Origin of the sequence: Algoriphagus alkaliphilus (assembly GCF_900103735.1) — a bacterium.
Taxonomy (GTDB): Bacteria; Bacteroidota; Bacteroidia; order Cytophagales; family Cyclobacteriaceae; genus Algoriphagus; species Algoriphagus alkaliphilus.
The window spans coordinates 1-14,028 of record NZ_FMXE01000025.1; the positions used below are offsets into that span (position 1 = coordinate 1).

The window sequence follows — 14,028 nt, forward strand, 5'->3', positions numbered from 1 at the left end:
ACGTTCGAGGACTGGGTAGCTGTCGTGCTGATGCTTGGCTCGGTCGTCACCTTCGTGTCTCCGTTGACCAGACCTGTGTAGCTGAAGGTCAGGGCAGGATTTGCTTCGCCATACGTTTTCTGCTTGTCATCAGCCGTGATGGTCAATGCCTTTTTATCGATGGTTAGCGTACCGTTCACCAAGGTGATCGCGTAGTTATCGTCCGATCCGCCTTCTAGCGTGATTGGGTACGTGCCTGCGTTCGAGCTTGCCAGAGCAGTCGTGCTGATGCTTGGCTCGGTTGTCACCTTCGTGTCTCCGTTGACCAGACCTGTGTAGGTGAAGGTCAAGACAGGATTCGCTTCGCCGTAGGTTTTCTGCTTGTCATCGGCGGTGATCGTCAGTGCTTTTTTGCCTACCGTCAGTGTTCTCTCGACCGGCTCTGCCGCAAAGTTCACCTCATCCCCATCCTGTGTTGCAGTGATCGTAGTCGAGCCTGCTTTCAGAATTGTTGCCTGATTTCCAATGATGCTGACTACTGTCGGATCAGTGGCAGTGTAGGTTACCGTCAGCCCTTGGTCTGTCTCAGCATTTCCTAAGGTAAAGGTAGGATCACCATAGGTCTTGGTTTCGATTTCAGGGAAGGTAATGGTCTGATTCAGTTTGTTGATGGTCGTAAATGACCAAGTGTAGGTATAGGCACTAAAGCCAACAAAGGAATTTCCAACCAAGTCCGTTACAAAGCCTGTCGGAATCGCCAGGATCACCTGGGTGTTTACCGGCAGGTTCTCTGTGAGAACCAAGGACACCGTAAGCTTATCCTCAGATAAAGTAAACAAGGACCTTTCATCCGGATCACTCAGGTCAAATTCCAAAATTGAAGTAATGGTACATCCATCCCCGTCGACTTTGCCAAGACTGAAAATCCCTATATTTCCCAGAGTTACCTCATCATCAAATGTGATAATCAAGGTAGGCTGCAAGGCAACCCCAGTTGCGTTATTCCCCGGCACAAATTCGGAAACTATTGGAGCAACATTATCGACTGTGGCATTGGACGTATCAGCCGTTGTCGTTGTTTTACTTGAACTGTTGGTTGCTGTCACACTAACATTCCGATTTGCGGCATTAATCTCCCCCGCTGTTAGGGTATAGGTAGCTGTCCAGATGCCACTATTATTGGTAGCAACAACAGCTGAACCTCCTCCAAACTGGGAGAAGTCCATAGTAACCGAGCTTATAATCTCGGTGTTGTTATCACCAGCTAAGGTATTGTTCCAAGTTGCAGTTATTGTATTCCCTATTTTGAAAACACCACCTGTACCTGTAGCACCGGAAATAATAATATTTGCATCAGTCACTGTCGGAGCAGGAATAAAAATCTCCAGCCCCGGTATCGGATTCACTTCCGGCTCCTCGCCAGGGGAATCATAAGTAAGGGTTCTTAAGTAAGGATAAGAACTATATCCGGCAGGATTGATATTCCAGATGTCCTGAAAATTCCAGTCTGTAAAATTTCCCTGAGTTTTCATCTCAGCTGTAGTCTTTCCTTCACCGCCTGATGAAGTTGCACGATCTGATGTTTCAGTATCCCAAAAGGAATTCACCACTGTACCGCCATCATTTTCACCAATCAAGCCTCCGGGATTAACCGCCCCGGTCACTTGACCTATTGCGTAACTTTTATTGACTGAGCCTCCATTATAACCTACTAATCCTCCTACAGAACTTCCAGCACCTGTCACAGACCCCGTTGCATAACTGTTGCTGATTGCACCACCATTGAAGCCTGCCAATCCACCAATTCCAGTCCAGCTTTCATCTGATCCCTCTACTGCTCCGGTAGCATAACTGTTATTGACTGTTGCGTTGACATTTACAGCACCTATTAGTCCGCCGATTTGATAAGTCCCTATTACATTAACAGAAGCAAAGCAATTGACTACTGTTCCATAAACACTGCCTGCCAAACCTCCCGAGGTATCCTCTTCGCTTTTTACATATCCTTTGGCATAACAATTATCTATAATCCCTTCCGTTGCCATAAAACCAACCAAACTCCCAACAGTAGCTTTGCCCTCTACCATAACTTCTTCAAGGCCAACATTGGAAATAGTAGCTCCATTAGCAATACCGAACAAGCCTACTCCAGATAAATTGAGCCGCTTAATCTTGAGGCCCCTAATTGTTTTAACACGACCATCAAAGTTTCCGGAAAAGGCATTCGTAGTATTACCATAAGTACCAATCGGCAACCAACCTAAATTTTCATTTGCTGCAGACGAAGCATAGGTGGCATATCCGGTTGAATTTTGGTCCAGATCATTTAACAGGATGAAATACGATGAAAGATTCTGCCGGACATTGTGTAGATGTCTCCAATCACTGATCTGATATGGATCCAGTTCTGTCCCGGAACCTCCGGCATATAATGATGCTGGTGCCTCTATGGTAAAACTCTCCACTCCCCCATAACTCGTCCCCACACTATTGGTTGCAAATGCTCGTACGAAATATGTTCCTGGCATCAAAGCAGGAGTAGATCCAGAAAAAGCACCAGTTCCTGAGCCAATTATGATTTTATTATCTGTTGTTGTTGGATTCGTTGAGGTTCCATAAACAAAACCCCTTTCTGTCACTGTTTCTCCATTGTCACTTGTGACATTCCCATTAACTGTAATCACACCATTGCTTTCAGAAACTGATTCAGTTAGAATCACAGGAGCTCCGGCTTGAATCTCAGTCGCACCTTTCAAGTCATAGCTAAAGTTGTCAAATTTGGTTACCCGATGACCGGAGAAATTGAAATAACTATAGAGTTGTGAAGCACTCGAAAGCGTTGAATTTGTGACCCCATTAACTTCAAAGATAGCAGTAGCCTCTGATGGAAAACGTAAGGTTCCATCTTGATTTGCAGGCCAAACTTCAACTCTCATATCAAAGTTGGAGATGGTAGACCTCGTTACTTTGAAAACTATTTTAAACCATTTGTCCGGAGATCCACAACTTGTATTGTTGTTAATTAAATCACTACATGTAGATGCCTTGATAGTAGTAATCGATCCACTAGAATAGGTTACACCCCAACTTCCTGAGTAGTTTACAGTTCCATTATGGAATTCAAAACCGCCTCCATGTACCGAAATACCAAGGGCATCATTTGGTCTGTAAACAGGAGAAGTATGAAACGATGTCGTAGGTGAGCTTGCAGTAAATCCTACTCCACTATAGCCACTATTTCCCTCACTTTTAATAAATGTTTCAAAAGTGTAAGAGCTACCAACTACTCCCAAACTATAACTATTTTTAGTAGTGAAAACAGCATTAGTTGAAGAATTTGGTACAGAGACGGAACCGGAATTATTCAAACCGCCATCTGAGGCTTGAACCACATTAGAGACATGCGTTCCGGAACCGTTAAAATTGTTACTCAGTTGCCCAGTTGTATTAAAGTTAAATTCGCTGGTTTGAGCCATGCTTACCTGTGAACTAAAAAATAGAAACAATAAAAACGGAAGATTTTTAAATTTGAATAACTTGGAATCCACTCTTTTCAAAAGCGGGAAAAATAGGTTTTCTTTCAATGTGTCTTTACTAAAATCTGCTAATTCATCCATAAAATGGACTATTCCAGTGGAATTTTGAACACAAGTTTCGGAGTAAAAACTTCCTTTCATAGATCTAAAATTTAAAGTGAGCTGAGGATTAAAAGCAATAATTTCGGGTGTAAGCCGAAACATGCATCGAAGAACTCAACATTCTTTTTCGTTTCAAACCCTTGCCTTGGCAAGTGCAGGGATTAGTAAATGAAGTGCAGCACTATTATTAAAAAAGTAGAGTTTAACTCCGCCAATTGGGGATTTTTTTACCGACTGACAAGGAATCCTTTTACTCTATCCGATAAAACAAAAGATCATTCTCACCTAAAAATCACTTGAATGGGGAATTTTCCAAAAAATTAAAGGCATAAAAAAAGGCCCCAATTAGGAGCCTTTACTATTTTTAGGTGAAGAATTTCAAGCGGATCACTTCCTGTTCGGTGAGGAATCGATAATGCCCGCGCTTCAGATCTTTCTTGTCCAAACCGGCAAAAATAACCCGATCCAGTGCCGTAACCTCGTAGCCCAAATGGGCAAAAAGCCTTCTTACGATCCGATTTCTTCCGATGTGGATTTCCAAGCCCATGATGGTGCGATCCAAGGATAGCACTTGCATATCGTCCACTTTCACGTCACCGTCTTCCAATGTCAATCCTTCCCGGATCTCCAATTCATGATTATGTGTCAAGGGTTTGTCAATCGTCACCTGATAGATTTTTTTCACCTCATTGGAAGGATGCGAAAGCTTGGCTGTCAACTCTCCGTCATTCGTAAAAAGCAGCAACCCTGTCGTATTTCTATCCAATCTTCCCACAGGGAATATTCGCTCTTCGCAGGCATTCTCTACCAATTTCATCACCGTTTTTCGTTCCATTGGATCATCAGTAGTGGTGATGAAATCTTTCGGCTTATTCAAAAGCAGATAGACAGGCTTTTCAGGATTGATTTTCTTCCCCTGATAGATGACACGGTCTGATTTTTTGACCTTGTAACCCATCTCTGTTATTACTTGCCCATTGACCGTGATCAGCCCTTTGGCAATCAAGTCATCCGCTTCTCTGCGTCCGCAGATGCCAGAATTGGAAATGTACTTATTCAGACGGAATGAGTCTGTTTCTTCCTTTCCTTTGACCTTTCTTGCCGGTAGGGCCTCAAAATTATAATCCGGTCTATCCAGGTCTAAGGCCTGTCGGTTGGGACGGTTTTTACCAAATCCTCTTTTTTCGCCTGATTTCTCTTCTGCTGCTTTCGGTTGTTCGGGTGCAAAAACCGGCTTTTGATCCCGTCCTCTGCCTTTATAAACCAATCGCTCGCCGTGCTCCTTTGGAGACTGATCCGGCGTGGAATCCTTCTGGAAAAATTGCTTTTCCGGTCGTGGCTTGGGCTCATCCCCAACATTCCGTCTGTCTGAATCTTTCTTCTCAAATCGGTCCAGCTTATCACCGTAGGTCTTTTTGGGAGTATCCGAACCTTCACGTTTTTCAAACTTCTTACCTGAAAAGCCATCCTTTTTAAACCGATCCGGTTTATCGCCAAAAGTTTTCTTGGTATAGTCTGAGCCTTCTCTTTTTTCGAATTTCTTACCGGCAGCGTCGTCCTTTCTGAAGCGATCCGGTTTATCTCCAAATGCTTTTTTTGGATAGGATGAACCTTCCCGCTTTTCAAACTTCTTCTGGAATCCGTCTCCCTTTTCGAAACGCTTCTCACCAAATGGCTTTCGTTCTGAATCGCCACTGCCCGGGCGTTTTCCAAAAGCAGGCTTATCCGAACCTCTTTCGTCAGATTTGAAAAATTTTCCTCTTGGCTTATCGCCAAAAGTCGGTTTAGAATCGGACTTGAAATCCGGTTTTTTGCCAAAAGAAGGCTTGCTGCGGGAACCATCCCTCTTTCCAAACGAAGGCTTACTGTGGGAGTCGTCCTTTTTACCGAATGATTTTTGGTTGGATGAGAACTTCGAGTCTCCGTTTTCAGATCGACGGCCACCTCTTGCTGAAAAATCTGATTTCCCGGACTTTGAAGAGCCGGAGTCTTTGCGATCGTCGTTGAAAAACGGCTTTCTTGAATTGTTTTTTTTCATAGTATGCAGCATCACTGCTGTAGTTAAATGGTGTAGAATAAGCGACTGAAATCGAGCAAAACGAACAGGTCAAACATTGGAATGAAGATTCATATTGCGAGATTCCATGCGTCCAATGAAAATAAAATCATAAACACATGAAATCAAGCATGACCCAAAGCGTCACACACTGGGATGATTATAATTCATGCGAATATTCCATCTGACAAATAAAAATCAAATTATAAACAGATGAAATACAAACGCTTAATCGGGCTGTAAAGATATGGCGAAAGAAGGTAATTATTGCTATGCATTCAAAATATTCTTAACGATCAAGCCTTGTTTTTATAATAATATTCTGTGGCATTCCGTACTGAACCCTCAGATAGTAATAAATCATTGGCTGTTTGATAGTCCAAGCCTGTGGCTTCCATGATCATTTTCGTGCCGCGATCGACCAATTTTGCATTGGAAAGCTGCATATCCACCATTTTATTTCCTTTCACCCGGCCAAGTTTTATCATGACCGTAGTGGAAATCATGTTCAGCACCAGTTTTTGGGCAGTTCCGGATTTCATTCGTGTACTTCCGGTGACAAACTCCGGCCCAACCACCACCTCAATGGGAAATTCTACAGATCTTGCCAAAAGTGACTCTGTATTGCAGGTAATACATCCTGTGAGTAAGCCGTTTTCTCTCGCTGCTTTGACACCACCAATCACATAAGGTGTCGATCCTGAGGCGGCAATTCCGATCACTGAATCCAATTCCGAAACACCATATTCCTGGATGTCTTTCCAGGCCATTTCCGGATCATCCTCTGCATTCTCCACGGCCTTCCGAATCGCTGCATCTCCACCGGCGATCAATCCAATTACCCAATCATGGGGCACTCCGTACGTCGGAGGGCATTCTGAGGCATCCAAAATCCCCAACCTTCCACTTGTGCCCGCACCGATATAAAAAAGCCTTCCCCCTTCTCTCATTCGGGGAACAATCTGATCCACCAAGGCTGAAATCGCAGGAATATTTTCCTTCACGGCTGGGGCAACTTTATGATCTTCCGCATTGATATGATGGAGCAGTTCGGAAACTTCCATACGCTCCAGATTCTCATACTTCGAGCTACTTTCGGTTGTCTTCATAGTAATTCATGATGGTATAGTGTAAGCCCTGCAATGGGACTTTCGATGATGATGTGGACGTTGATTCCTGAGTCTGCGGCAGCTTTTCTTAGGATATCGCTATTGTAATAAGCGATGGAGCCCACAAAATTCGCCGGTTTATTGCGGTAGTCTTCATACTTGAATAGGTGCTTCGCAAAGAAATCCCTGAAGGAATCATAATACAGTCTATAGCAGTATGGATCGGCCCTGTTTTCAGTAATAAACCTGCAAAAGCTTGCCATATATCGGCTCGGAAAAGGTTGCCTGTAAACGTGATCCTGAATGATATTTTGAGTAATATGAAAACGCTCGATTGCCGCTTCTCGGATATACTTTGGCATCTCCTCGTGGATGAAGTCGATCAAAAACTTCCTTCCCACATAGCAGCCGCCCCCTTCATCCCCCAAGATATAGCCTGCCGCAGGACGCGTGGCAATGATGTTTTTCCCGTCATAATCACAGCTGTTGGATCCTGTACCCAATATGCAGGCCATTCCTGCCTGATGTCCACAGGTAGCATGTGCTGCCGCAGCCAGGTCATGGTCTATTTCAATTTTTGCCTGTCGAAAAATGGTCCGCAGGGCATTGGAAACTTCAGCTTTCCGATCCGGAGCTGAGCAACCCGCCCCGTAAAAATAAATCTGCTCGATTTCGTCTTCCAGATTGACCAAAAAATCATGTCGCATCTGAATCGCCATTTCTTCGGAGGTCATATAATAGGGATTGAAACCCACTCCGCGATGTTGGCTGATTTTGCCGTCACGATGAATTACTCTCCAGTCTGTCTTGCTGGAACCACTGTCTGCTATTAATATCATGCTAGGTAAGTTGGCCTATGGCCAGAAACTTTTCAAATACTTTTTCGGTGTGAGGCGCATCCACAAGTTCGTCAGTCAGATCCTGTCCCGCCCAGTGCTCGTAGTGCATCCCTTTTTTCCAAAGCCTGGAGGTGGTCAGGTCATAGATTGTTCCCTTATATGCCACCCAAATTTCGGGTTTATCCTGACCATTTCGGAGGGCCAACTGCTGCCTGGTGTACGTCTTCATCAATACAACTTGATCTGGGCATTGATCCAGCGCTCGGGGATCTCACCCTTTTGGGCAAGCTGATAATCTGAGTAACTGCAAGGCACAGTACTCACCCGGTCAAAACGATTGGTTTCATTGTGGGGGATTTCCATCCACCATTTTCCACTGCGTTTACTTTTATAAAAAACGAGTACGTTAGGCTTTGCATCCAATGAAACGGAGTATTTAATATAATCTGCGCTTTTGAAGGATAGACTGTCTTTTCTGGAATAAAATCCTTCGATAAAATACCAGATCATCACGGCTGCTACTTTAGCTGTTTTATTATTTGCATCATCGAAATAGGGATCGTAGCCATAGATTCCTATGGAGCTAAGCTTTTCATTCATTCCTGCAAACCAGAAGATCTGACAGGCTTCCTCCGCTGTCAGTCCGAAGGGTTGGGCATCCACTGCGCCGGGTGCATCGGCAGATTGGAGGGCACACAAGTCAAAACTGAGTAAATCCGCATCCCGAATCAATGGCTCGGTTTCTTTGAAGTTGTCACGAACCTGACCGAGCCTGACATGATCAAAGTAAAGTTTCTCCATCACATTGATCAGGGTCGGATCCACAAGAAAACTTTGATAAGCCAAGTGGGTGTATGAAAACAGGAAATTGGGCTGGTGCAGAACGATTTCCTGGGTGTGACGGTCGTCTTCCGGGCCTGTTTCTTCCATATCCACTTTGGCATCGATTGTCACCAGACTAACCAACTTTTTCATTTTTTGATAGGACAAATATTGCCCATAGTCCAGATCGTGTGATCCTCCAAAGAAAATCGGAAGAATCTGCTGCTTCATCAATGCCTCCCCTACCTGTCGCATGTTTTGGTACGTGTCATTCAGAGAAGCGCCCAAAATCAGATCCCCCAAGTCCGCCACCCGATAGGGTACCAGACTTTTCTTGAGTTCATAAAGTTTTTCGCGGATTTCAGAGCCACCCCGCTCGATACTTTCGGATTTCTTTGCCCCCCGCTTTTCTTTGATTCCAACAAGGGCAATTTGCATTCCTTTCAGATCAGGAAAATTTTCGCCGTAAATATGAATCTGATGGAAAAAGGAGTTTTCGGGATATTTTTTTTTCTCGAGAAGGAAATCTGCGACAGGGTCGAAAAAGGATTGAATATTCATAGGGTGATAATGTGGATATAAAAATACTCAAAAATGGCACTAAACTAAAAAATCCCGCCGAAGCGGGATCTTTTTATAAATTTTACCCTCCGAAGTCATCGAAGCGGATGTTTTCTTTTGGAATACCCAAGTCATCCAGCAACTTCAGCACTGCGGCGTTCATCAAAGGAGGTCCGCAGAGGTAATATTCAATTTCATCCGGGTCAGCGTGATTTTTGAGATAGTTATCATACAACACTTGGTGAATGAAACCTACATAACCATCGCCATCGTCATCAAGGGACTTTTTCACCTTCCAGTTATCTTCAGGAAGAGGCTCGGACAATCCAATATGGAATTTGAAATTTGGAAAATCTTTTTCTATATCCCTAAACTGCGGTGTGTAAAACAGTTCCTTCTTGGACCGGCCTCCGTACCAATAAGAGACTTTTCGATGTGTCTTCTCGGTGTGGAATAGGTGGAAGATATGAGATCTCAGCGGAGCCATGCCAGCACCACCACCGATGTAGATCATTTCTCTTTCGGTTGGATTGATATGAAATTCTCCATAAGGACCTGAAATGGTCACTTTATCACCAGGCTTTCTTCCAAATACATAAGAAGAACAAACCCCGGGATTGACATCCATCCATCTGTTGTTTGCACGATCCCAAGGTGGCGTCGCGATACGAATGGTCAACATGACAATGTTCCCTTCAGCAGGGTGGTTGGCCATGGAATAAGCTCTAAAGAGGGGCTCATCATTTTTCATCACCAAACTCCAAAGGCCAAACTTATCCCAGTCGCTTTTGTAAACATCAGCAGGGTGGCCTAAGTCAGGATGTGGAGTGATATCCATATCCTTGAAATTCACGGTGATCGCAGGTACATCGACCTGAATATATCCTCCGGATTCAAAATCAAGGTTTTCGCCCTCAGGCAATTTCACTTTGAATTCTTTGATAAAAGTTGAGACGTTGTAGTTGGATATCACTTCGCATTCCCACTTCTTGATTCCAAAGATTTCGTCAGGAACACGGATTTGCATATCCTGCTTTACCTTAACCTGACAGGCAAGTCTCACATTTCCTTGCTGTTCAGCACGGCTGAGGTGACCCACCTCGGTAGGGAGAACATCTCCCCCACCGTCTTCCACGACACATTTGCACATGGCGCATGTTCCTCCTCCACCACAGGCAGAAGGAAGAAAAATTTTCTGATTGCTCAGGGTGGTAAGTAAGGTTGATCCCGCGGAAGCTACGATCGGATTTTCGCTGTCACCGTTGATGACAATCTTTACATCTCCGGAATTTACCAGCTTAGACTGGGCAAAAAGGAGGATAAATACCAGTAGCAGGATAATAGCTGTAAATGCTACAATGGAGGTAATAATTACTGAACCCATGAAGTTTTGGTTTTACTTTTTGGTATGGATTGAACCTGTTTAAGGAGCACAAATATATTTATTAATCTATAAAACAGGCCATAAAAGGATTCAAATTTGACTTATTTACAGATGGTATTCTAAGGAATAACTGATTAATTGTTCAGGAGGTTTAGCAAAGTGGTTAACCTTGATTTCAACTGTCGTCGATCGATGATGAAATCAAGAAATCCGTGTTCCAACACAAACTCCGAACTCTGAAACCCTTTTGGAAGATCTTTCCCGATTGTTTCCCTGATTACCCGAGGACCCGCAAAACCAATCAAGGCTTCAGGTTCGGCGATATTAAAATCCCCTAACATGGCATAAGAGGCAGTCACACCTCCAGTGGTAGGATCTGTCATTAAGGAGATGTAGGGAATAGCGGCCCGATCCAACAGGGCTAGTTTCGCTGAGGTTTTTGCCATTTGCATGAGCGAAAAACCAGCTTCCATCATCCTTGCGCCTCCTGATTTTGAAATCATGAGAAAAGGAATCTTATGCTTTAGCGAATAATCAATGGCTCTGGCGATCTTTTCTCCGACGACTGATCCCATCGAACCGCCAATGAAATTAAAATCCATACAGGCAACTACGATTTCAAGACCATTCATTTTGCCATGCGCCGTTCGAACAGCGTCATTCAACTCAGTTTTCTTGATGGTGGCTTCAATCCGAGAAGAATACGGTTTGGTATCCGCAAAATTCAAAGGGTCACCGGACTTCATGTCTTGATCCAACTCCGTGAATTTATTTGCATCAAAAAGAATCTCAAAATACTCTTTGGAGCCGATTTTCACATGAAAATCATCATCAGGACAGACGAAAGAATTGTTTTTCAGCTCCCGTGTATGGATAATGTTGCCGTTGGGAGTTTTAAACCAAAGTCCATCAGGAGCATCTTTTTTCTCAGCAGTAGAGGTTTTGATGCCTTTGTCAGTTCTTTTAAACCAAGCCATAGATTGTTGTTAGGTCGTTAATTTGACAAGTCAAGGGTTGCAAATTTAGCCCATATATCCATTAAATAAAATCCTCTTTGAATCCTCAGCCAATTATCCTCAAAGTACCCAAGGATACGATGAGCGAAAAACCAAAGCCTGATCTTTATCTGATCAGAAGAACTAAGTCGATTTTACTTACCTATTCCATGCCCCGGTTCAGAGCTATTAGCCAAAAGCCGCAACCATTGCCGCCATTTCATCGAGATGATAAATTCGCTCCTTGCTTGAATCCGTAAAATCCAGCAAAGAAGGCAAGGATAATCCCCCGGATTTCCCGATTGCAGGCCATTTTGGAGGTGTAGAAAGCCAATTCCCATCCGAATCTTTCATATGGCTTCTGTCAGACTCAAAAGAGTCAAGGTAATCTTTATCCTCTATAGCCTTGAATCGGGGGAGATGAATTTCTTCCCAATTTTCATGTCTTTGAAAGGTCTTTTCGATGTATTCCATTCCCGACAAAGGCACTGGCAATGTCGAATCAAAATCATAAATGAAACTTTGACACCCGTGTGAAGCAAACAAGATCACGTGATAATTCCACCAGACGATTTCATACCCATTAATGGACTTTTGAAATCTAAATGGACAATATTTACTGCTGTTGGATACGATCAATACTTTTTTTGAAAAATGCTCAAGTGCCGGGTTTTGGCAGAGATGCCAGATGTTTTCTTCGCAAAAATTTGCGGAATACCTAAATTCTTTGATTTCCATTTGTCAGCACAAAAGTAGCACACTTAGAGGTCATTGGAACACAAGTAACGGTTAATAGTTTTTGGAAATTTCAACCTGGAAATAAGGAACTTAATGAATTCCAAAAACCCAAGAACATAAATCAGAATTCATGTCCTGAAAAATCTGATTTCGAGCCTAAAATTAATTTGGCCAAGGACAGAAAAGCAGAAACTCTTTTACTTTATATCGAAAAGATTCCCAATTTTCACCTGTGAATCCATCTTTTGACAATATCCCAAAAAATCCATGAGTCTTGCCCTTCTTCTCTTGATATCAGCGGTCATTTTATTTGCCGCATATCGGTTTTACGGTGCCTATGCCTATAAAAAGTTTGGATTGGATGATTCCAAAAAAGCACCTTCTCATTTGCTTCGGGATGGTGTGGATTATGAACCAAGCAAGCCAATTGTAGTATTGGGCCATCATTTCGCCTCTATTGCAGGGGCAGGACCAATAGTGGGGCCAATTATCGCGGTGACTTTTGGTTGGATTCCGGCAGTGATTTGGATTTTGGTCGGAGGAATTTTCTTCGGAGCGGTGCATGACTTGGGAAGTATGGCCGCTTCTTTGCGAACTGAAGGAAAATCCATCGGGGTAATCATCCGAAATCAAATCGGCCCAAAGGGTAAACAACTGTTTGTGATTTTCAGCTTTTCCACCTTGATCCTTGTCATTGGAGTTTTCTCGGATATCATTGCCAAGACTTTCATCGCAAATCCGGGCGTGGCTTCTGCATCCATCCTTTTTATTTTACTGGCAGTAGCTTTCGGTTACGTCAACAGATTAGTCGGAAATGGTAAAATCGCTTTTATCATCATCACGGCAGTAGGTGTGGTGATGATGTATTTCTTCGTGTATCTGGGGACGCAATTGCCATTTGTGATGTCTTATAATTTTTGGATTTTGGCCCTATTGGGCTATGCATTTTTGGCTTCCGTTACTCCGGTGAGCTTACTTCTTCAGCCAAGGGACTACCTGAATAGTTATTTACTTTATGGAATGATGATCGCTGCAGTAGCCGGCGTTTTCATTGCAAATCCTCAGATCGAGATGACTTCTCAGATTCAAACCTCCAGTGAAAGTTTGGGTTACATGTTCCCTGTTTTGTTTGTCACCATCGCCTGTGGGGCCATATCAGGTTTCCATTCTTTGGTAGCTTCCGGCACCACCTCAAAGCAGTTGGACAAAATAAGTGATGCCAAGGTGGTAGGATTTGGCGGCATGTTGATTGAATCCTTCCTCGCCATTATTGCTGTCGGGGCAGTGGCAGTGCTATCAAGAGAAGACTACGCCAGCAGGCTGGGCACGGAAGGCCCTGTAGCTCTTTTTTCCAACGGAATCGGAGGGATGATCTCCTCCTTGGGGATTTCTGAACCCTTTGCCATAGGTTTTGTCGCACTTACTGTTTCAGCTTTTGCCTTGACCACTTTGGATACATGCACGAGACTGGCGCGATTTACCTTACAGGAATACTTCGAAGACATGCCCCAAGCCACAGCTCAAGTAGTGGCCAAAAATCGTTACTTGTCCACCACAGTGGTTGTGATTTTATCCATTTTGCTTTTAGCTTCAGGAGAATTCAGTACGCTCTGGCCGATTTTCGGTTCGGCCAACCAGCTTCTGGCCGCTCTGGCTTTGTTGACAATTGCAGTATGGTTGATCAAGAAAAAGATCCCTGCGACCTTCGTGACTATCCCCATGTTTTTTATGTTCACCGTGACGCTCGCGTCTTTGGGGCTTTTTGCCTGGAAGAATTTTCAGGAAAAAGGATATGTTTTGGCGGTGATCGCAGCCTTACTGTTTGTGCTGGCTATTTCGCTGATATTCTTGGCGTTCAAAAGCCTGAAAAATGAGGTCAAAGAGCCTGTGAAAGCGCTTTGACCGCC

The 14,028-nt window shown here is 43.7% G+C and carries 10 protein-coding genes; 1 reads left to right on the plus strand and 9 read right to left on the minus strand.

What is annotated here, in order from left to right; all coding sequences use genetic code 11:
* The 9 genes from BLQ81_RS15555 to BLQ81_RS15595 form a co-directional block, all read right to left on the minus strand.
* Window positions 1–3,656, minus strand: a 3,656-nt coding sequence (locus tag BLQ81_RS15555) for an MBG domain-containing protein (protein ID WP_175454249.1), incomplete at its 3' end; no start/stop codon positions are given.
* Between the two features lie 325 nt (window positions 3,657–3,981).
* Window positions 3,982–5,655 (minus strand): pseudouridine synthase, encoded by a 1,674-nt coding sequence (locus BLQ81_RS23030; RefSeq protein WP_092731742.1) that lies wholly within the window; start codon window positions 5,653–5,655, stop codon window positions 3,982–3,984.
* Window positions 5,656–5,969: 314 nt separating this feature from the next.
* Entirely contained in the window at window positions 5,970–6,782 is an 813-nt protein-coding gene (gene murQ / locus BLQ81_RS15565) for an N-acetylmuramic acid 6-phosphate etherase (protein ID WP_092731745.1), read from the minus strand.
* The gene (locus BLQ81_RS15570) at window positions 6,779–7,621 is read right to left on the minus strand and encodes an N-acetylglucosamine kinase (RefSeq protein ID WP_092731748.1); all 843 of its coding nucleotides are present in this window, start codon (window positions 7,619–7,621) and stop codon (window positions 6,779–6,781) included. Before BLQ81_RS15570 ends, murQ begins: the two co-directional genes overlap by 4 nt.
* Window position 7,622: 1 nt before the next feature.
* Complete coding sequence (locus BLQ81_RS15575) at window positions 7,623–7,850, minus strand: cytochrome b5 domain-containing protein (RefSeq protein ID WP_092731751.1); 228 nt, start codon at window positions 7,848–7,850, stop codon at window positions 7,623–7,625.
* Complete coding sequence (locus BLQ81_RS15580) at window positions 7,850–9,004, minus strand: formimidoylglutamase (protein ID WP_092731754.1); 1,155 nt, start codon at window positions 9,002–9,004, stop codon at window positions 7,850–7,852. The genes BLQ81_RS15575 and BLQ81_RS15580 overlap by 1 nt, the downstream gene beginning before the upstream one ends.
* Before the next feature lie 82 nt (window positions 9,005–9,086).
* Window positions 9,087–10,388, minus strand: coding sequence for an NADH:ubiquinone reductase (Na(+)-transporting) subunit F (gene nqrF / locus BLQ81_RS15585; RefSeq protein ID WP_092731757.1), 1,302 nt, complete (start codon window positions 10,386–10,388; stop codon window positions 9,087–9,089).
* A gap of 134 nt (window positions 10,389–10,522) precedes the next feature.
* Entirely contained in the window at window positions 10,523–11,365 is an 843-nt protein-coding gene (gene accD, locus BLQ81_RS15590) for an acetyl-CoA carboxylase, carboxyltransferase subunit beta (RefSeq protein WP_092731760.1), read from the minus strand.
* 207 nt (window positions 11,366–11,572) lie between these two features.
* Window positions 11,573–12,121 (minus strand): protein N-terminal glutamine amidohydrolase, encoded by a 549-nt coding sequence (locus BLQ81_RS15595; RefSeq protein ID WP_092731763.1) that lies wholly within the window; start codon window positions 12,119–12,121, stop codon window positions 11,573–11,575.
* Window positions 12,122–12,388: 267 nt separating this feature from the next.
* Between BLQ81_RS15595 and BLQ81_RS15600 the strand changes: the two genes are divergently transcribed.
* Window positions 12,389–14,023 (plus strand): carbon starvation CstA family protein, encoded by a 1,635-nt coding sequence (locus BLQ81_RS15600; RefSeq protein WP_092731766.1) that lies wholly within the window; start codon window positions 12,389–12,391, stop codon window positions 14,021–14,023.
* The last annotated feature ends 5 nt before the right edge of the window (window positions 14,024–14,028 follow it).

What these genes read in the sequence shown, in the direction of transcription:
- BLQ81_RS15575 (WP_092731751.1), bottom strand. Translation starts at nt 7,850, where the DNA reads ATGAAGACGTACACCAGGCAGCAGTTGGCCCTCCGAAATGGTCAGGAT.
- BLQ81_RS15580 (WP_092731754.1), bottom strand. Translation starts at nt 9,004, where the DNA reads ATGAATATTCAATCCTTTTTCGACCCTGTCGCAGATTTCCTTCTCGAG.
- BLQ81_RS15595 (WP_092731763.1), bottom strand. Translation starts at nt 12,121, where the DNA reads ATGGAAATCAAAGAATTTAGGTATTCCGCAAATTTTTGCGAAGAAAAC.
- nqrF (WP_092731757.1), bottom strand. Translation starts at nt 10,388, where the DNA reads ATGGGTTCAGTAATTATTACCTCCATTGTAGCATTTACAGCTATTATC.
- accD (WP_092731760.1), bottom strand. Translation starts at nt 11,365, where the DNA reads ATGGCTTGGTTTAAAAGAACTGACAAAGGCATCAAAACCTCTACTGCT.
- murQ (WP_092731745.1), bottom strand. Translation starts at nt 6,782, where the DNA reads ATGAAGACAACCGAAAGTAGCTCGAAGTATGAGAATCTGGAGCGTATG.
- BLQ81_RS15570 (WP_092731748.1), bottom strand. Translation starts at nt 7,621, where the DNA reads ATGATATTAATAGCAGACAGTGGTTCCAGCAAGACAGACTGGAGAGTA.
- BLQ81_RS15600 (WP_092731766.1), top strand. Translation starts at nt 12,389, where the DNA reads ATGAGTCTTGCCCTTCTTCTCTTGATATCAGCGGTCATTTTATTTGCC.
- BLQ81_RS23030 (WP_092731742.1), bottom strand. Translation starts at nt 5,655, where the DNA reads ATGAAAAAAAACAATTCAAGAAAGCCGTTTTTCAACGACGATCGCAAA.